Source organism: Ewingella americana, from assembly GCF_006438725.1.
GTDB classification, from domain to species: Bacteria; Pseudomonadota; Gammaproteobacteria; order Enterobacterales; family Enterobacteriaceae; genus Ewingella; species Ewingella americana_A.
On record NZ_RCZD01000018.1, the window covers coordinates 41,171 to 59,436 of the forward strand.

Below are 18,266 nucleotides of genomic sequence, written 5' to 3' on the forward strand. Positions count from 1 at the left end.
CCTTTTTCGGAACTCATAATGAGCAAACCACAAAGCAATGTCTCCAGCGGACAGGGCCTGTTCGAACGTCTGTTTAAACTGACGCAACACGGCACTTCCGTTCGTACTGAAACTATCGCCGGGCTGACCACGTTCCTGACCATGGTCTATATCGTGTTCGTGAACCCGCAGATCCTCGGTGTGGCAGGCATGGATAAGCAAGCCGTCTTCGTGACCACCTGTCTGATTGCCGCCTTCGGCAGTATCCTGATGGGCCTGATTGCTAACCTGCCAGTGGCTTTGGCCCCTGCGATGGGCCTGAATGCGTTCTTCGCCTTTGTGGTGGTTGGCGCGATGGGTATTTCATGGCAAATCGGTATGGGTGCTATCTTCTGGGGCGCAATCGGTTTCCTCTTGCTGACCATTTTCCGTATCCGCTACTGGATGATAGCCAACATTCCGGCCAGTTTGCGCATCGGTATCACTGCCGGTATCGGGTTATTCATCGGAATGATGGGGCTGAAAAACGCGGGTATTATTGTGCCGAACGCGGACACGATCGTGACTATCGGCAACCTGACGTCGCATAATGTGCTGCTCGGCGCGCTGGGCTTTTTCATCATTGCGGTTCTGGCGTCGCGCAACATTCATGCTGCCGTGCTGGTGTCTATCGTGGTGACCACGGTGATTGGTCTGGCAATTGGTGATGTCCACTATGTGGGAATCTTCTCGATGCCGCCAAGCGTGATGTCGGTGGTCGGTCAGGTTGATATAAAAGGGGCGCTGAATATTGGTCTGGCGGGGGTGATTTTCTCCTTCATGCTGGTCAACCTGTTTGACTCCTCCGGTACGCTCATCGGTGTGACCGACAAAGCCGGGTTGACTGACGCCAACGGCAAATTCCCGCAGATGAAACAGGCGCTGTACGTTGACAGTATCGCCTCAGTGGCTGGTGCGTTTGTCGGGACTTCCTCGGTTACTGCGTATATCGAAAGTTCGTCCGGTGTTTCCGTCGGTGGCCGTACCGGCCTTACCGCTGTCGTGACCGGTATTCTGTTCCTGCTGGTGATCTTCATCTCTCCGCTGGCCGGTATGGTGCCTGCTTACGCCGCTGCTGGCGCGCTGATTTACGTCGGTGTATTGATGACCTCAAGCCTGGCCCGCGTCACCTGGGATGACCTGACCGAAGCCGTACCGGCGTTTGTCACTGCGGTGATGATGCCATTCAGCTTCTCGATCACCGAAGGTATCGCACTCGGCTTTATCTCCTACGTGGTGATGAAACTCGGTACTGGCCGCTGGAGAGAAATCAGCCCGTGTGTGGTGGTGGTTGCGCTGCTGTTCGTGCTGAAAATTGTGTTTGTTGACAGCCACTAAGCCTTCGACTGACACCATAAAAAAAGCCCGCTAAAACATCAGCGGGCTTTTTTGTGTCTGCGCGGTGGCGTTATTTCAGCGCTACCCGGCGGGTGTGATCAGCGAACGCGGTCAGTTGGCCAGTCAGGAAATCGAGCGTGCCTTGTTCCACCACTTCACCAATCTGCTCATCCACTTTGCTCTGAATCACGCCCCCCATAAATTCAGGACGGTTCATCACCATTGCGTCGAGGAACACCAGGATCTGGCGCAGGTGATACTGGCAGCGTGCGCCGCCAATCGGCCCCATAGAACTGGTCTGGATCAACACTGGCTTACTGGCCAGCGGCTGATTGGGCAGACGCGATAACCAGTCGATGGCATTTTTCAGGCCGCCGGGCACCGAATAGTTATATTCCGGGGTCACGATGATCACGCCGTCGGCCTGACGGATCTGTTCCGCGATGGCCTCAATATCAGCTGGGAAGCCTTCTCCCTGTTGAATATCTGCATCGTACAACGGCAGGCTGCCTATCGATGGCAAAGCCTCAATCGTAACACCGGCCGGGGCCAGTTTTGGCAAAGTGCGGGCGATCATGGCGTTGTAAGAGCCCTTACGCAGGCTACCTAACAGTGTGACAAACTTCAGTGGTTGCGTTGACATTGACTACTCCTGTTATGGACGGCTTCTGAAATGGCGATCAGCCTAAATCTAGACCAGATTGATTGTGCCGGACAGGGCGTGGCCCGGCGAGCAGAATTATTTTGCCGGAGGCAGGCTGGTGAACTTCATAAAATGCAGCGAGTCGGACTGCTGCTGTGGTGACAGCGTTTGCGTGCGGGTGAAACCGTTGTCTGGGTCATAGCGCCAGCACAATAGCCGGGCGATAGACGGAGAGTGGGCACAAGCCCAGGTCAGGGAGCCGTCAATGTCACTCATCACCTGCGCTTCGGGCGTCATGACCGAACGGAGGCGGCCCGATGCCGGGTTCAGACTCAGGCTCTTTTCGCCATATTCACTCAGACCTGACAGTTTCAGCATACTTTGACGAATACACCAGAGCTGAAGTGCAGACTCCACCGGATCGCTTTGCAGGTTTATCCATGTCTGTTCAACAGCGGACAGCGACGCCTGCTGTTGCTGATTGATCAGCGCGCTTCGGGCATGAATGATCTCCAGATCCAGCCCGACCTTACCTTCGCTGCTGAGCATCACGCCAGCCGTGCTGCCTGCAAAGGCCAGACTGAAGTCAGGCAGATTGGGCGATTCGAAGCTTGGCCGCCCGCTGGGCAAAATGATGATAGAGGGCAACTCGGTGATGCCGTACAGATAAAACATCATTTCTGCCAGCAGAACACGGCCGGTCAGGAAACGCTTACGCTGTTTTTCGGAAAGAGTTCTTGCGGATAAAATTACGTTGGTGGGAAGGCGGTGAGTATCCGGCTCTGGATCCGCTGCTACCCATTTAGCAAAATGGCACGCCATTGTTCACTCCATGATTAATGGTTCGGCTTATTTTCTCTCAGGGCTAAAAGAATAGCATTAAGAGAAATCATTAAAAACTGCTTAAAAGCTGCTTAAAAACCAGTTTTAAATGCATTTTTCATGCTTAAAAAAACAGTAAAGGAGGAAAAAGGTGAGCGGCTTCACATCGTTATGTCGTTTAGGTGAGGATTACATGTCGGACGCTATTTTTGATGGCGTTTGATCCCGTGTGCTAAACGATATATCCGCAAAAAGCACATAAAGAAACGCCAGAAAATGCCGTTAGTAGTAGAGCAGCGATCTCGCTGCTTTGCCTGTGAGTACCGCGAATATGTTAAAAACAACGCAATCCCGCTTTATTACCTTAATCAGCTTATTTTTCATTTTACTGATTATCGTTACGCTCATCGTCATCCAGGTCTTTATCTCTCCTAAACTGAAACAGGCTGAAAGCACGTTGGTCGCCAATCAGGTGGGGGACATTGCCGTCGTTATTAATGACCGTCTGAATAAAGTCGAGTCTCAGGTTCGCAGTATTACCCAAAGCGTGGCGCAGATGGACAGCGCGTCAATCGATACACTCTTACCCTCGCTGGTGGATCAGTACGGCGACCGTGCAGTGTTTGGCGGCGGTATCTGGCCGCTACCCAATCAGCGCGATCCCGCGAAGGTAAAATTCAGTACCTTCTTCGCCCGCAACGCGAACAATGAATTGACCGTCAACACCTTCTGGAACAGTGCGGAATCGCCTAATTACTTCGAGCAGTCCTGGTATCAGGCGGCGTTAAAAGGTGAAAAAGGCCAATGTATCTGGGCACCAGCCTATTTTGACGATGCCAGCACCCAACCGCGAACTAACTGCGCAATGGCTATTTATAAAGGCGACAAGCAGTGGGGGGTGGCCACCATCGACGTGACTCTGGGCTTCTTCAACCAGTTGGTCACCGACATGGAGAAAAAGGTTCATGGTGTCATTTATATTGTTCAGCAGGACGGCACTATTGTCGGTACCAGCCACAGCAGCGATGAAAAACTGCCGAAGCTGACTTCACTCGGTGAGCAGTCACCGCTGGCAGCACAGATCCGCAGAAGTCTCGATCAGATAAAAGACAGCAGCAATCTGGTGGCGGATTACAACAATGATGGGACCGATCACACCCTGTTTATGAGCAACATTCAGGGGCCGTGGTACATCGTGACCGACATGCCAACCAGTCAGCTGTTGCAGCGCACCCACAGTATTCTTACCAGCCTGGGGTTGGTGCAAATCCCGATGGTGTTACTGCTGTTGCTGGTACTGATTGTGGCGATCAAAATTTTCATGCGTCAGCTTGCGGCGCTGCATAAAAACATCAGCCAGCTTTCTGCTGGTGGTGCCGATTTGACGCAGCGTTTACCGCAAAGCAGCAGCCCGGAATTTGACGCGGTGAACCACAGCTTCAATGACTTCCTCGACTTCCTGCAATCAATACTCAAACAGGTGGGTGACAGCACATTGGCGATCGCCTCGGCATCACGCCAGATTGCCAGCGGTAACCTTGATCTCTCGGCGCGAACCGAGGAACAGGCGAGCTCCATCGAACAAACCGCAGCATCTATGGAACAGTTGACCAGCACCGTGAAGCAAAATGCCGGGAATGCTGAAGGGGCAAACCAGCTGGCGCGTGATGCTTCAGCGGTGGCAGAGAAAGGTACGCGGGTGGTGCGGCAGGTCGTGGACACCATGGGATCTATCAATGGTTCCTCGAAGAAAATTGTCGACATCATCAGTGTGATTGACGGAATCGCTTTCCAGACCAACATTCTGGCGCTGAACGCGGCGGTTGAAGCGGCTCGTGCGGGTGAACAAGGGCGTGGCTTCGCGGTGGTTGCCTCAGAAGTTCGCAGTCTGGCACAGCGCTCGGCGACCTCCGCGCGCGAAATCAAGAAGCTCATTGAAGATTCAGTCGCTGACATCGCCACCGGTAGCCAACTGGTCGCCACCGCAGGCAGCACCATGGATGAATTGATGGTGGGTGTTAATAATGTGGCAACACTGATGAGCGAGATTATGTCCTCGAGCCAGGAGCAGAGCCTTGGTATTGAGCAGGTGAATATCGCGATCACTCAGCTTGATAACACCACGCAGCAGAACGCCGCGCTGGTGGAACAGGTTTCTGCCGCCGCTCAGGCCATGCAAGACCAGACGCTGCAACTGGAAACCGTGGTAGCGGGTTTTAAACTCTGATTTTGTGCATACAGACTCAGGCCCGGCAGGCAACTGCCGGGTTTTTTCTTTTTAGCGCAATATATCCTGCAAGCCAGGCTTAGACGTCGCACACTTAAGGATGAGGGAATATATGAGGATGCGAATGAAAATGCGAACGGGATGGTGTGCCGCCATAGCGCTGGGAAGCTATCTGAGCTGCGCCGGGGTTCAGGCTGCGATGGTAAATCTCGCACAAATTAAGTCGGGCGAGTATTTATCGCGTGCGGGGGATTGCATCGCCTGCCATACCGCCGTGGGTCGCCCGTCTTTCGCAGGTGGCCTGAAAATGATGATGCCATTTGGGGCAATCTATTCGACCAATATCACGCCTGACGTTGAAACCGGTATTGGCAACTATTCGGAACAAGACTTCAGCCGGGCCTTGCGCGAAGGTATCGCCAAAGATGGCCATCATTTATACCCTGCAATGCCCTATCCTTCGTTCAGTAAAATTACCGACCATGATGTACATGATTTATATGTTTATTTTATGTATCAGGTTCCGGCTGTCAGGCAGGAAAATCGGCACAGTGACATCCCGTTCCCTCTTAATCAGCGTTTTCCGTTGGCGCTGTGGGATAATATTTTCGCGGCATCACAGACTTACTATTCCGATCCGCAAAAAACGGCAGACTGGAACCGGGGGGCTTATCTGGTTCAGGGATTAGGGCATTGTGGCAGTTGCCATACGCCACGTGGCGTGGGTTATCAGGAAAAAGCGCTGGATCAGACCTCGACCCGTTATCTCTCTGGCGGCACGCTGGAGGGCTGGCATGCCCCTAACCTGCGCGGTGATACCACAACCGGTTTGGGGCAGTGGAATGAAGGGGAAATCAGCCAGTTCTTGAAGCTCGGGCACATTGAAAGAGCGACGGCGTTCGGCTCCATGGCGGAGGTCATCCACAACAGCACGCAATACCTCAGTGATGCTGATCGTCAGGCGATAGCGGCCTACCTGAAGTCATTCCCTGCGGACGGAAATTTCCGGGTGCAGGTTAACGATAATGGAACCACCAACAGGCTGGATAATGCAGTCGCTTCGATACCCGGCGCACAACTTTACCTGGACCACTGTGCTGATTGCCATCTTTCCAGCGGGCAGGGCGAGACAAACCGTTATCCGCCGCTGGCGCAAAACCCCGTTGTGGTCAGTGATGATCCGTCCTCCCTGATTAATTTGGTGCTTAACGGATCGCATGCTCCGACGACGCAGTTCACTCCCAAAGATATCAAAATGCCGGGTTTTTCGGCGGAACTGGATGATAAAGAGATCGCCGATGTCTTGACCTTTATCCGTCATGGTTGGGGAAATCAGGCTCGCGCAGTCACTGCTGCGCAGGTGAATGAGATGCGTAAACTAACGGCGAAGCAAAGTCAGGTCAGTAATTGACGGTACGTCCAGAAGTGGAAAGTTCTGTCGCTTAGCTCACAGCGTTAAATGCCCTGTTTACCGATCGCTTGGGTGAAACAAACCATGTCGATGCAGTGCAATGGACCCGCAATGGCGTCGACCGTTTCCGCTTGAAAATTAGCTTCTAAGATGAAGCACTCCAACGAAAGGACGAAAATCTTTGTCGTCTTTTAGTAAGCTATGTGGCCAGTCATATAATGAAAGGAATAGAAAAAGCAATACAGCCACACACTGATTAATTTAGTATAGAATATATCCCCACCCTTTAATGAGAAAGCGATATGCGGATCGAAAAAGCGAAGCTTGAATATTTCCAAGCTATACTGAGTCCTGCCTTTGAATCACGGATGAATATGATTCCGATCAGTTCTAAGGCGAGAATTCAAGAGGAAGTATTCAGGGGGGATATATTTTCTTTAAAATTAAACAGTGGGGTTTATGCATGTCAAAATATTGATGACCCAGGGTTAATAAGAATACCCAATGGTAAATGGATTTATGTTGTCACTGTGGATAATCCTTTTGAGTTAATTTTAATGGCTGAAAATGATATTGAAAACATGGTGTTAAAAACAAGTAAGACATATCTTGGACATACCAGCCTAACAAGAGAGTTGTTTGATACAAATAACTCAAGTAAACAGAATACTTATGCGAATTTTAGATTAAAAATAGCAAACAGAAGAAATAGAACGCCTGGAAATGTTTATGCGAAAGATGTTTATCTTGCGGGTGATATGCTGTTTAGATTGGGTATTTTACAGGAATGGACTAATGATTCAGGGCACTATAGAATTAAAGATAATATAGTTAAATTTAATATACCAGCACCATTATCACATATGATCCCCATCAAATTATTTAAAAATGTATAGTCTCAAAAAATCATAATGTAATGTCAGTGGTGAGCACTTTTCATATTTATTCTGTACTGAGAATTATCATTCATCCTGCCCCTTATAGTGCCTGGAAACTGGGGGCCGGGTTCAAATACCGTCAGACAGGCTCTGCAAGCCCCTGAGGTTTTTGGTACACCAGACCGGACGTGCTTATCAGGTCTGCTGAGCTGGATTTCATTAACCCAATAAAAAACCCACATTTTTCGATGTGGGTTTTTGTGTTTCTGCGGTCAAATCACTTACCAATACAGAAACTGGAGAAGATGCGTCCCAGTAAATCATCGGACGTGAACTCGCCGGTGATTTCACTCAGCGCGAGTTGTGCCATGCGCAGCTCTTCGGCCAGTAGCTCTCCAGCGCGTGCGCCGATAAGTTGGTCTTTACCCTGAATCAGGTGCTCTGCCGCCAGTTCCAGCGCCTGTAAGTGGCGACGACGGGCCAGAAAACCGCCTTCCATATTGTGATTAAAACCCATCACCTGTTTCAGATGGTCACGTAGCAGGTCGATGCCATCCCCCGTACGCGCTGACAGACGAATAAGTGAGTGAGCATTCACTTTTTCCATGCTTAGGGATTCGCCTGTGATGTCGGCCTTATTTCGGACAACAACGAGAGGTAATGTGGCGGGTAAGCGGGCCATAAATTCCGGCCAGATTTGCGCGGGTTCAGTGGCGCTGGTGGTGGTGCCGTCAACCATAAAGAGCACTAAGTCGGCCTGTTCGATCTCATTCCACGCACGTTCGATACCAATTCGCTCAACTTCGTCGCTGGCCTCACGCAGCCCGGCGGTGTCGATGATATGCAACGGCATGCCGTCGAGGTGAATATGTTCGCGCAGTACGTCGCGCGTGGTACCGGCAATATCCGTCACGATGGCTGTTTCGCGACCGGCCAGCGCATTGAGCAGGCTGGACTTTCCGGCATTCGGGCGACCGGCAATCACCACTTTCATCCCTTCACGCAGCAGGCTGCCCTGACGCGCCTCGGCGCGCACGGCATCAAGGTCGTCAATGACCGTGTTGAGCTGGGCTTCAATTTTACCATCAGACAAGAAATCAATTTCCTCATCCGGGAAGTCGATTGCCGCTTCGACAAAGATTCGCAGGTGAGTGAGCGCTTCCACCAGATGGTGAATACGCCTGGAGAAGACGCCCTGCAACGAGTTAACTGCCGAACGTGCTGCCTGCTCGGAACTGGCATCAATCAGGTCGGCGATGGCTTCAGCCTGCGCTAAATCGAGTTTGTCATTGAGGAACGCACGTTCAGAGAACTCGCCGGGGCGCGCAATACGTACGCCGTCTAACGAGATAATACGTTTTAGCAACAGGTCGAGGATCACCGGACCACCGTGACCCTGCAATTCAAGCACATCCTCGCCAGTAAACGAGTTCGGGCCGGGGAACCACAGTGCAATACCCTGATCGAGCGTTGAGCCATCAGCATCTCGAAACGGCAGATAATCTGCGTAACGGGGTTTCGGCAATTTACCTAAGATTTCCTGCGCAATCTGGCTGGCAGCACGGCCCGAAACGCGCAGAATGCCGACTCCGCCCCGGCCGGGAGGTGTGGCTTGGGCAACGATGGTCTCTGAGGTGCTCATAGCGGTTTGTCTCTGTTTTGACGCAGTGTTGAAGAATGAATGTGCAAAAGGCGGTCAAATGACCGCCTTTGTCTTTGTATCATCCGTTTGGCTATCAGGACGGAACCCGTCCTGAGCTTAGCGTAAACTTATGATTTTTTCTTGTCGCGGCTGTGCAGGCCACGTTTTTCCAGACCGCGATAAATCAACTGCTGCTGGAGAATGGTTACCATGTTGCTGACGATGTAGTACAGCACCAGACCGGATGGGAACCACAGGAAGAACACGGTGAAGATGACCGGCATGAAGGTCATGATCTTCTGCTGCATCGGGTCTGTGACGGTGGTCGGCGACATCTTCTGAATGAAGAACATCGTGATACCCATCAGGATCGGCAGAATGTAGTACGGGTCTTGCGCTGACAGGTCATGGATCCACAGGGCGAACGGCGCGTGGCGCAATTCAATGGAGCCAGACAGCATGTAATACAGCGCCAGGAAGATTGGCATCTGGATAACCAGCGGCAGACAACCTCCCAACGGGTTCACTTTCTCAGCTTTATACAGCGCCATCATCTCCTGACTCATGCGCTGTTTGTCATCACCAATACGTTCACGCATCGCGGCCAGTTTCGGCTGCAGCATACGCATTTTGGCCATCGACGTGTACTGAGCGCGGGTCAGTGGGTACATGATACCGCGGACAATAAAGGTGATGATGATGATGGAGAAGCCCCAGTTACCGATGAAGCTGTGGATAAACTTCAACAGTTTGAACAGCGGCTGAGAGATGAACCACAACCAGCCGTAGTCTACGGTCAGGTCAAGGTGTGGCGCGATAGCGGCCATTTTGTCCTGAATTTCCGGGCCAACCCACAAGGTTGAAGCAACTTGTTGCTGCGCACCTGGCTGAACAACAAACGGCGTGCCTTTAAAGCCGACGGCCGAGATACCGTTGTTGGTGGTGGTGTAGAAGTGGTTGGTATCGTTCGCTGATGGGATCCACGCAGTAGCAAAATATTGCTGCAACATGGCAACCCAGCCGCCTTGCGTCGTGACATTCAGCGCATCGCTCTTATCGAACGCATACTTCTGATATTTGTCATCGCTGGAAGAGTACGCCGCGCCGCGGAAAGTATGCAGAGCGAAGTTATTGCTTCCGGTGTCTTTATGTTTCGGCAGGTCAGTGGTTTGACGCAGTTGGCCGAACATGGTCATTTCAAGCGGTGCCGGGGTGGTGTTGTTGATGTTGTACTCAACATTGACGGCGTAAGAGCCACGCTTGATAACGAAGGTTTTGGTGATCACTGCGCCATTCTGAGCCGTGTAGGTCAGAGGAATGCGCAATTCAGCCTGGCCTTCACCTAAAGTGAAGTCATCCTGGCTTGCTTTGAACAGAGGACGTTCGCCGTTAGCCGGGTTATCAGGACCGTTTTTACCTGTCAGACCGCTTTGAGCCTGATAGATGAAATTAGGTGTCGTTTCCAGAAGCTGGAACGGTTGGTTTGAACCCAGAGACGTTGGGTAAGCGGTCAGTAAGGCCTGCTCAATGTCGCCACCACGGGTATTGATGGTTAATGAAAGCACGTCAGTATTAACCGTGATCATTTTGCCCTGTCCGCTGCCAGGAACGGCCTGGTTAGCAGCATCGCCGTTAGCAGTATTCGCTGTCTGTTGTATGGTCTGGTTGGCTGGTTGCGGAGCGTGGTCCGTCTGCCAGGCCTGCCAGATCATGAAAGACACGAACAGCAGAGCGATGAGAAAAAGATTGCGTTGCGAATCCATCGTTAGAGTTCTCTGTTATTGTCGGTTTTCGGCGGCACGGGGTCATCACCACCTGGGTTCAAAGGATGGCATTTTAATACGCGTTTCAATGTCAACCAACTGCCTTTTAACATGCCAAAACGACCAATTGCTTCAATACCGTATTGAGAGCAGGTTGGTCGAAAACGACAATGCGGCCCAAGCAAGGGACTGATAAAAAGCTGATAACCACGTATCAGCCCGATCAGGATGCGGGAGCCTGCCGGCAATGTCGACGCCATAATTTCTCCAACGCTTCCGTCAATGCGCGATTGTCTAAATCGGCGACACCCTTTTTGGCAACCACCACAAAATCCATCGAAGGCAACTTATGCTGAAGTAGCCGGAAACTTTCGCGGGTTAGACGTTTGATCCGGTTACGCTCATGAGCGCGTTTGACGTGTTTTTTGGCGACAGTGAGACCCATGCGGGGATGCCCCAGCTCGTTCAGGCGGCCGAGTATCGTAATTTGCGGCGTGCCAGCCCGTTGTGGCTGCTGGAAGACGAAAGTGAAATGACGGGGAGTTAACAAGCGTAACTCCCTGGGAAAAGCGAGCTTAACCACTAAATAGGTTAGCTTTTATTACTTAGATGCTGACAGACGGGTACGGCCTTTCGCACGACGGCGGGCCAGAACCAGACGACCATTTTTGGTTGCCATACGAGCACGGAAACCGTGGCTACGGTTGCGCTTCAATACGGACGGTTGGAAAGTGCGTTTCATAGCGATTTCTACCTAAACTTAAATTATTACTGATCAGTAAACGCGTTGGCTGTCGGCGAAAAAACGACCGATGCCTTTATCGCAACATATAAAGAAGCGGGATTGTAATAACTGTACAGTCCTGAGTCAATTTACATTACCAGAAAGTCGCCAGATCTATTTACCAGAGATGCCATAATGGCCCGTGGTCACCGCTTAATCCCATCTGGCTATGACCATCAGGAACACAGGCATCACACGTAGGGCTGAGGATTATACGGACTCCTCCATAAAGCGCAAGGATCCCCGCGCGATCCTGATGCATTTCTCCCCGAATCCCATGATCGTCGTGCGCAGAAATGCGTCAGTGGAATCCTATTTTTTCGCCACCGTGACGATAACGTCACCTAATTTTTTAAGGATCGGCTAAGCTTACCCACCTGCGGATCGGAGCCTGTGGATAAAAAGGATCTAATCTGTCAGGAAGGGGAGGATCTCTGTGCCGGATTGCGTTATGATCCGCCATTCCGATCGCGATCCTAGCCGATTTGCTTTCGATAAAACCGCAAAAAGTGGTTCGCACGTTGCTTCAAATTGCTGACAGGGTGATGTGAAGATTTATCCTCCGCGATGCCGGGCGGAACGTGTGCCAAAAATCATGATTTAAAAAATATCCTGATCCTTTTCTTTTTTTGATCTTGTTCGAGTGGAGTCCGCCGTGTCACTTTCGCTTTGGCAGCAATGTCTTGCCCGTTTGCAGGATGAGTTACCTGCCACAGAATTCAGTATGTGGATACGCCCTTTGCAGGCGGAACTCAGTGACAACACTTTGGCGCTTTACGCACCGAATCGTTTTGTCCTGGATTGGGTGAGAGATAAATACTTAAACAACATCAATGGATTGCTCAACGATTTCTGTGGCCCTGCTGCGCCATTGCTGCGGTTTGAAGTGGGCAGTAAGCCGCTCATCCAGCGTGTGAATCAGCCTGTTACCACCGCAAGCGTCAGCTCTCCGGCAGCTCACCAACCGGTACCGCGCCTTGCACCTTCGCGGCCTAGCTGGGACAGCTCTGCGGCGCAACCCGAATTGTCTTACCGTTCTAACGTCAACCCTAAGCACACCTTTGATAACTTCGTTGAAGGTAAATCGAACCAGTTGGCCCGCGCAGCGGCACGCCAGGTGGCTGATAACCCGGGCGGCGCATACAACCCTTTATTCCTTTATGGTGGTACCGGTCTCGGTAAAACCCACTTATTGCATGCGGTTGGCAACGGCATCATGGCGCGTAAAGCCAATGCAAAAGTGGTGTATATGCACTCCGAACGTTTTGTCCAGGACATGGTTAAAGCCCTGCAAAACAATGCCATTGAGGAGTTCAAACGCTATTACCGATCGGTCGATGCCCTGCTTATCGATGACATCCAATTTTTTGCTAATAAAGAGCGTTCACAGGAAGAGTTTTTCCACACCTTCAATGCCCTGCTGGAAGGTAATCAGCAGATCATCCTGACGTCAGATCGCTATCCAAAAGAGATCAATGGTGTAGAAGATCGCCTGAAATCCCGCTTCGGTTGGGGTTTGACCGTAGCGATCGAACCGCCTGAGCTCGAAACCCGCGTGGCGATCCTGATGAAGAAAGCAGACGAAAATAATATTCGTCTGCCGGGTGAAGTGGCGTTCTTTATTGCTAAACGTCTGCGTTCTAACGTCCGTGAACTTGAGGGCGCTCTGAACCGGGTTATCGCCAATGCCAACTTTACCGGACGGGCGATCACCATCGACTTCGTTCGTGAAGCGCTGCGCGATTTATTGGCGCTGCAAGAGAAGTTGGTCACCATTGATAATATTCAGAAAACGGTGGCCGAGTATTATAAGATCAAGATCGCAGACTTGCTTTCCAAACGGCGTTCCCGTTCGGTTGCCCGTCCACGCCAGATGGCGATGGCGCTGGCAAAAGAGCTCACCAACCACAGCCTGCCAGAAATCGGCGATGCGTTCGGTGGTCGCGATCATACAACGGTGTTGCACGCCTGCCGAAAAATTGAGCAGCTGCGTGAAGAAAGTCACGACATCAAAGAAGATTTCTCCAACTTAATCAGAACATTATCCTCCTAGCGCTATGAAATTTATTGTTGAACGTGAGCATTTGCTAAAACCACTGCAACAGGTCAGTAGCCCGCTGGGTGGACGACCAACGCTGCCTATTCTCGGTAACCTGTTATTGCAGGTCACTGAAGGCTCGCTGTTGCTGACCGGGACCGATCTGGAAATGGAGATGGTGGCGAAAGTGGCCCTGTCCCAACCCCATGAAGCGGGCGCGACCACTGTACCGGCGCGTAAATTCTTTGATATCTGCCGTGGTTTGCCTGACGGTGCGGAAATTTCCGTGGCGTTGGACGGCGACCGCATGTTGGTGAAATCAGGCCGCAGCCGTTTCTCGCTGTCGACCTTACCCGCTACCGATTTCCCCAATCTTGACGACTGGCAAAGCGAGGTGGAATTCACCCTGCCACAGGCCACGTTGAAACGTCTGATTGAAGCCACACAGTTCTCTATGGCGCATCAGGACGTTCGTTACTATTTAAACGGCATGCTGTTCGAAACCGAAGGTGAAGAACTGCGTACCGTGGCCACCGATGGCCACCGTCTTGCGGTCTGTTCCATGCCAATCGGCCAGGCGTTGCCTTCGCATTCGGTGATCGTGCCGCGTAAAGGTGTGATGGAACTGGTGCGTCTGCTTGACGGCGGTGAAGCGCTGCTGCGGCTGCAAATCGGCAGCAACAACATTCGTGCTCACGTTGGCGAGTTCATCTTTACCTCGAAGCTGGTTGATGGTCGTTTCCCTGATTATCGCCGCGTATTGCCGAAGAATCCCGACAAAACCCTGCAAGCCGGTTGTGACCTGCTGAAACAGGCGTTTGCCCGCGCAGCGATCCTCTCCAACGAGAAGTTCCGCGGCGTTCGTCTATATGTCAGCCATAACCAGCTGAAAATTACGGCGAACAACCCTGAGCAGGAAGAAGCGGAAGAGATCCTGGATGTGGGCTATGAGGGCACCGAAATGGAAATCGGTTTTAACGTCAGCTATGTATTGGATGTCCTCAACGCGCTGAAGTGTGAAGACGTCAACTTGCTGCTGACCGACTCGGTTTCCAGCGTGCAAATTGAGGACGCAGCCAGCCAGTCGGCAGCCTACGTTGTCATGCCGATGAGGCTTTGATTTGAATTAATGGCTCTCACGCGCTTACTGATAAAAGATTTCCGCAACATCGAGGCGGCGGATTTAGACCCGTCGCCCGGTTTCAATTTTCTGGTCGGTCCCAATGGCAGCGGTAAAACCAGCGTGCTGGAAGCGATATACACGCTCGGGCACGGGCGTGCTTTTCGCAGTTTGCAGGCCGGGCGGGTTATCCGCCACGATCAGGCTGAATTTATTCTGCATGGCCGCATTAATGACGGTGGCGAACGCGAGATCTCCGTCGGTCTGAGTAAAAGCCGGCAGGGAGACAGCAAAGTACGCATTGATGGCAGCGACGGGCACAAAGTCTCTGAGCTGGCACAGATGTTGCCGATGCAACTTATCACGCCCGAAGGCTTCACCCTGCTTAATGGCGGACCGAAGTACCGGCGGGCGTTTCTCGACTGGGGTTGTTTCCACCACGATCCCGGTTTTTTTATCGCCTGGAGCAACCTGCGACGGTTACTCAAGCAGCGCAACGCCGCGCTGCGCCAGGTGAGCCGCTATGCGCAAGTTCGTGCCTGGGATCAGGAATTAATCCCGTTAGCCGAGCGCATCAGCGAATGGCGGGCGGCTTACAGCGACGCAATCGCAGCTGATATCAGCGCGACCTGTGCGCAGTTCCTGCCAGAGTTTGCCCTCAGCTTCTCTTTCCAGCGTGGATGGGACAAAGAGACGGAATACGGCGAGCTACTGGAGCGTAACTTTGAACGCGACAGAGCCTTAACTTATACCGCATCGGGTCCGCATAAAGCCGATTTTCGCATCCGTGCCGATGGTACGCCGGTGGAAGATTTGCTATCACGCGGGCAGTTGAAATTATTGATGTGTGCGCTTCGGTTAGCGCAGGGTGAGTTCCTCACCCGACAGAGCGGGCGGCGTTGCCTGTATCTTCTTGACGATTTTGCCTCCGAGCTGGACGCCGACCGACGTCGGTTGCTGGCCGATCGCCTGAAAGCCACCCAAGCACAGGTATTTGTCAGCGCTATCGGCGCTGAGCAAGTTACCGATATGGTGGGTGAAAAGGGCAAGATGTTCCGCGTGGAACAGGGTAAAATAGCCGTTCTATCACAGGACTAAAAATGAGCGAGAAACGTTGATGTCGAATTCTTATGACTCCTCAAGTATCAAGGTATTAAAAGGGCTGGACGCGGTGCGTAAGCGCCCCGGCATGTATATCGGCGATACCGATGACGGCACTGGTCTGCACCACATGGTATTCGAGGTTGTGGACAACTCTATCGACGAAGCCCTCGCTGGCCACTGTAAAGAGATTCAAGTCACGATCCACGAAGACAACTCTGTTTCCGTTCAGGATGATGGCCGTGGTATTCCGACTGGCATCCATGAAGAAGAGGGCGTTTCCGCCGCTCAGGTCATCATGACCGTTCTGCATGCTGGCGGTAAATTTGATGATAACTCGTACAAAGTGTCTGGCGGTCTTCATGGCGTGGGTGTTTCCGTCGTTAACGCCCTGTCGGAAAAACTTGAACTGGTTATCCGCCGCGAAGGCAAGGTGCATGAGCAAACTTACGTCCACGGCGAGCCGCAAAACCCGCTGAAAGTGGTGGGTGAGACCGAAGCAACCGGCACGACCGTGCGCTTCTGGCCGAGCTACAACACCTTCACCAATAACATAGAGTTTGAGTATGACATTCTGGCGAAACGCCTTCGTGAACTGTCTTTCCTCAACTCCGGTGTAGCGATCCGCCTGCTGGACAAGCGTGATGGCAAGAACGATCACTTCCACTACGAAGGTGGCATCAAAGCCTTCGTGCAGTACCTGAACAAGAACAAAACCCCTATCCACCCAACGGTGTTCTATTTCTCTACCATGAAAGATGATATCGGTGTGGAAGTGGCGTTACAGTGGAATGACGGTTTCCAGGAAAACATTTACTGCTTCACCAACAATATCCCCCAGCGCGACGGCGGCACCCATTTGGTTGGTTTCCGTTCAGCGATGACCCGTACCCTCAACGCGTACATGGATAAAGAAGGCTACAGCAAGAAATCCAAAATCAGCGCCACCGGTGATGACGCCCGTGAAGGCCTGATTGCCGTGGTGTCGGTAAAAGTCCCGGATCCTAAGTTTTCTTCTCAGACTAAAGACAAACTGGTTTCTTCCGAAGTGAAGACCGCCGTTGAGTCACTGATGAACGAGAAGCTGGTTGATTATCTGATGGAAAACCCAGGCGATGCGAAAATCGTGGTTGGGAAAATCATCGATGCAGCCCGCGCTCGTGAAGCGGCGCGTAAAGCCCGTGAAATGACCCGTCGTAAAGGCGCGTTGGATCTCGCAGGTTTGCCGGGCAAATTAGCTGACTGTCAGGAACGTGACCCGGCTCATTCCGAACTGTATTTAGTGGAAGGGGACTCAGCGGGCGGCTCAGCAAAACAAGGCCGTAACCGTAAGAACCAGGCGATTTTGCCGCTCAAAGGTAAAATTCTTAACGTTGAGAAAGCGCGTTTCGACAAAATGCTCTCTTCGCAGGAAGTGGCGACGCTTATCACCGCGCTCGGTTGCGGCATTGGTCGTGACGAGTACAACCCGGATAAACTGCGCTATCACAGCATCATCATCATGACCGATGCCGACGTCGATGGCTCTCACATCCGTACTTTGCTGCTGACCTTCTTCTTCCGTCAGATGCCTGAAATTATTGAGCGTGGCCACGTATATATCGCCCAGCCGCCGCTGTATAAAGTCAAAAAAGGCAAACAAGAACAGTATATTAAAGATGATGAAGCGATGGATCAGTACCAGATCTCCATCGCAATGGACGGCGCGACCTTGCACACCAATGCTCACGCTCCGGCGCTGGCGGGTGAAGCACTGGAAAAACTGGTTGCCGAACATTACAGCGTACAAAAAATGATTGGCCGTATGGAGCGTCGTTTCCCGCGCGCTCTGCTGAACCGTCTGGTTTACCAGCCAACGCTGCACGAAGCCGATCTCACCGATCAGGCAAAAGTTCAGGACTGGATGGAATCTCTGGTGGCGATGCTGAACGAAAAAGAACAGCACGGCAGCAGCTACAGTGCGATTGTGCGTGAAAACCGCGAACGTCAGATGTTCGAACCGGTTCTGCGCATCCGTACTCATGGTGTGGATACCGATTACGATCTCGACTTTGATTTCGTTCACGGCGGCGAATACCGCAAACTCTGTACTTTGGGCGAAAAACTGCGCGGCCTGATTGAAGAAGATGCCTTCATCGAGCGTGGCGAGCGCCGTCAGCCGATCGCCAGCTTCGAACAGGCGCTGGAATGGCTGGTGAAAGAGTCGCGTCGCGGCCTTTCAATACAGCGTTACAAAGGTTTGGGCGAAATGAACCCCGATCAGCTGTGGGAAACCACCATGGACCCAGAACAACGCCGTATGCTGCGCGTAACCATTAAAGATGCTATTGCTGCGGATCAGCTGTTTACCACCCTGATGGGTGATGCCGTTGAACCGCGTCGTGCGTTTATCGAAGATAACGCACTTAAAGCAGCTAACATCGACATTTAACTCGTCGCGAGTTGCGTGAAATAAAATCCGAAGCAGGAAACTGTCTTCGG

General features: G+C 52.0%; 15 protein-coding genes. 8 read left to right on the top strand and 7 right to left on the bottom strand.

Features of this window, described 5'->3' with window-relative positions:
- Positions 1-18 precede the first annotated feature (18 nt).
- Positions 19-1,356 (top strand): NCS2 family permease, encoded by a 1,338-nt coding sequence (locus EAH77_RS23105; protein ID WP_140475505.1) that lies wholly within the window; start codon positions 19-21, stop codon positions 1,354-1,356.
- Positions 1,357-1,426: 70 nt separating this feature from the next.
- Here EAH77_RS23105 and EAH77_RS23110 read toward each other — a convergent pair whose 3' ends face one another.
- Together EAH77_RS23110 and EAH77_RS23115 are read right to left on the bottom strand one after the other, a co-directional pair.
- Positions 1,427-1,999, bottom strand: coding sequence for an NADPH-dependent FMN reductase (locus EAH77_RS23110; RefSeq protein WP_140475507.1), 573 nt, complete (start codon positions 1,997-1,999; stop codon positions 1,427-1,429).
- Between the two features lie 96 nt (positions 2,000-2,095).
- Positions 2,096-2,821: a 4'-phosphopantetheinyl transferase family protein gene (locus EAH77_RS23115; RefSeq protein ID WP_140475509.1), complete on the bottom strand. Its 726-nt coding sequence runs from the start codon at positions 2,819-2,821 to the stop codon at positions 2,096-2,098.
- A 331-nt stretch (positions 2,822-3,152) separates the two neighbouring features.
- On the opposite strand from EAH77_RS23115, the gene EAH77_RS23120 reads away from it, so the two are divergent.
- From EAH77_RS23120 to EAH77_RS23130, 3 genes are all read left to right on the top strand, one after another.
- Positions 3,153-5,048: a methyl-accepting chemotaxis protein gene (locus EAH77_RS23120; protein ID WP_140475511.1), complete on the top strand. Its 1,896-nt coding sequence runs from the start codon at positions 3,153-3,155 to the stop codon at positions 5,046-5,048.
- A gap of 124 nt (positions 5,049-5,172) precedes the next feature.
- Positions 5,173-6,459 carry a c-type cytochrome gene (locus EAH77_RS23125; RefSeq protein ID WP_206664900.1) on the top strand — a complete coding sequence of 429 codons (1,287 nt, stop codon included), beginning with the start codon at positions 5,173-5,175 and terminating at the stop codon, positions 6,457-6,459.
- Positions 6,460-6,761: 302 nt separating this feature from the next.
- A complete protein-coding gene (locus tag EAH77_RS23130) occupies positions 6,762-7,355 on the top strand; it encodes a hypothetical protein (RefSeq protein ID WP_140475515.1) in 594 nt (197 codons plus the stop codon).
- Positions 7,356-7,614: 259 nt separating this feature from the next.
- On the opposite strand, the gene mnmE is transcribed toward EAH77_RS23130, so the two are convergent.
- The 5 genes from mnmE to rpmH all read right to left on the bottom strand — a co-directional run bounded on the left by mnmE (position 7,615) and on the right by rpmH (position 11,484).
- Entirely contained in the window at positions 7,615-8,979 is a 1,365-nt protein-coding gene (mnmE, locus tag EAH77_RS23135) for a tRNA uridine-5-carboxymethylaminomethyl(34) synthesis GTPase MnmE (RefSeq protein WP_140475517.1), read from the bottom strand.
- Between the two features lie 128 nt (positions 8,980-9,107).
- Positions 9,108-10,742 carry a membrane protein insertase YidC gene (yidC, locus tag EAH77_RS23140; protein ID WP_140475519.1) on the bottom strand — a complete coding sequence of 545 codons (1,635 nt, stop codon included), beginning with the start codon at positions 10,740-10,742 and terminating at the stop codon, positions 9,108-9,110.
- Between the two features lie 2 nt (positions 10,743-10,744).
- A complete protein-coding gene (gene yidD, locus EAH77_RS23145; RefSeq protein WP_072009927.1) occupies positions 10,745-11,002 on the bottom strand; it encodes a membrane protein insertion efficiency factor YidD in 258 nt (85 codons plus the stop codon).
- Positions 10,966-11,325, bottom strand: a complete 360-nt coding sequence (gene rnpA / locus EAH77_RS23150; RefSeq protein ID WP_034794314.1) for a ribonuclease P protein component — start codon at positions 11,323-11,325, stop codon at positions 10,966-10,968. Before rnpA ends, yidD begins: the two co-directional genes overlap by 37 nt.
- 18 nt (positions 11,326-11,343) lie before the next feature.
- Positions 11,344-11,484, bottom strand: coding sequence for a 50S ribosomal protein L34 (gene rpmH, locus EAH77_RS23155; protein WP_140475521.1), 141 nt, complete (start codon positions 11,482-11,484; stop codon positions 11,344-11,346).
- 697 nt (positions 11,485-12,181) lie between these two features.
- Between rpmH and dnaA the strand changes: the two genes are divergently transcribed.
- Genes dnaA through gyrB form a run of 4 tightly spaced genes read left to right on the top strand, consistent with a single transcriptional unit; the run spans position 12,182 to position 18,216 of the window.
- Positions 12,182-13,579, top strand: a complete 1,398-nt coding sequence (gene dnaA, locus EAH77_RS23165; RefSeq protein WP_140475523.1) for a chromosomal replication initiator protein DnaA — start codon at positions 12,182-12,184, stop codon at positions 13,577-13,579.
- Positions 13,580-13,583: 4 nt separating this feature from the next.
- Positions 13,584-14,684 (top strand): DNA polymerase III subunit beta, encoded by a 1,101-nt coding sequence (gene dnaN, locus EAH77_RS23170; protein WP_140475525.1) that lies wholly within the window; start codon positions 13,584-13,586, stop codon positions 14,682-14,684.
- 9 nt (positions 14,685-14,693) lie between these two features.
- Positions 14,694-15,782 carry a DNA replication/repair protein RecF gene (gene recF, locus EAH77_RS23175; protein WP_140475527.1) on the top strand — a complete coding sequence of 363 codons (1,089 nt, stop codon included), beginning with the start codon at positions 14,694-14,696 and terminating at the stop codon, positions 15,780-15,782.
- A gap of 19 nt (positions 15,783-15,801) precedes the next feature.
- Entirely contained in the window at positions 15,802-18,216 is a 2,415-nt protein-coding gene (gyrB, locus tag EAH77_RS23180; protein ID WP_140475529.1) for a DNA topoisomerase (ATP-hydrolyzing) subunit B, read from the top strand.
- Positions 18,217-18,266: the final 50 nt, after the last annotated feature.

Excerpts from the sequence above, each read along its gene's own strand:
- EAH77_RS23130 (WP_140475515.1), top strand. The coding sequence starts at position 6,762 with ATGCGGATCGAAAAAGCGAAGCTTGAATATTTCCAAGCTATACTGAGT.
- EAH77_RS23105 (WP_140475505.1), top strand. The coding sequence starts at position 19 with ATGAGCAAACCACAAAGCAATGTCTCCAGCGGACAGGGCCTGTTCGAA.
- mnmE (WP_140475517.1), bottom strand. The coding sequence starts at position 8,979 with ATGAGCACCTCAGAGACCATCGTTGCCCAAGCCACACCTCCCGGCCGG.
- EAH77_RS23110 (WP_140475507.1), bottom strand. The coding sequence starts at position 1,999 with ATGTCAACGCAACCACTGAAGTTTGTCACACTGTTAGGTAGCCTGCGT.
- yidC (WP_140475519.1), bottom strand. The coding sequence starts at position 10,742 with ATGGATTCGCAACGCAATCTTTTTCTCATCGCTCTGCTGTTCGTGTCT.
- recF (WP_140475527.1), top strand. The coding sequence starts at position 14,694 with ATGGCTCTCACGCGCTTACTGATAAAAGATTTCCGCAACATCGAGGCG.
- yidD (WP_072009927.1), bottom strand. The coding sequence starts at position 11,002 with ATGGCGTCGACATTGCCGGCAGGCTCCCGCATCCTGATCGGGCTGATA.
- EAH77_RS23120 (WP_140475511.1), top strand. The coding sequence starts at position 3,153 with ATGTTAAAAACAACGCAATCCCGCTTTATTACCTTAATCAGCTTATTT.
- EAH77_RS23115 (WP_140475509.1), bottom strand. The coding sequence starts at position 2,821 with ATGGCGTGCCATTTTGCTAAATGGGTAGCAGCGGATCCAGAGCCGGAT.
- gyrB (WP_140475529.1), top strand. The coding sequence starts at position 15,802 with ATGTCGAATTCTTATGACTCCTCAAGTATCAAGGTATTAAAAGGGCTG.
- dnaN (WP_140475525.1), top strand. The coding sequence starts at position 13,584 with ATGAAATTTATTGTTGAACGTGAGCATTTGCTAAAACCACTGCAACAG.
- EAH77_RS23125 (WP_206664900.1), top strand. The coding sequence starts at position 5,173 with ATGAAAATGCGAACGGGATGGTGTGCCGCCATAGCGCTGGGAAGCTAT.
- rpmH (WP_140475521.1), bottom strand. The coding sequence starts at position 11,484 with ATGAAACGCACTTTCCAACCGTCCGTATTGAAGCGCAACCGTAGCCAC.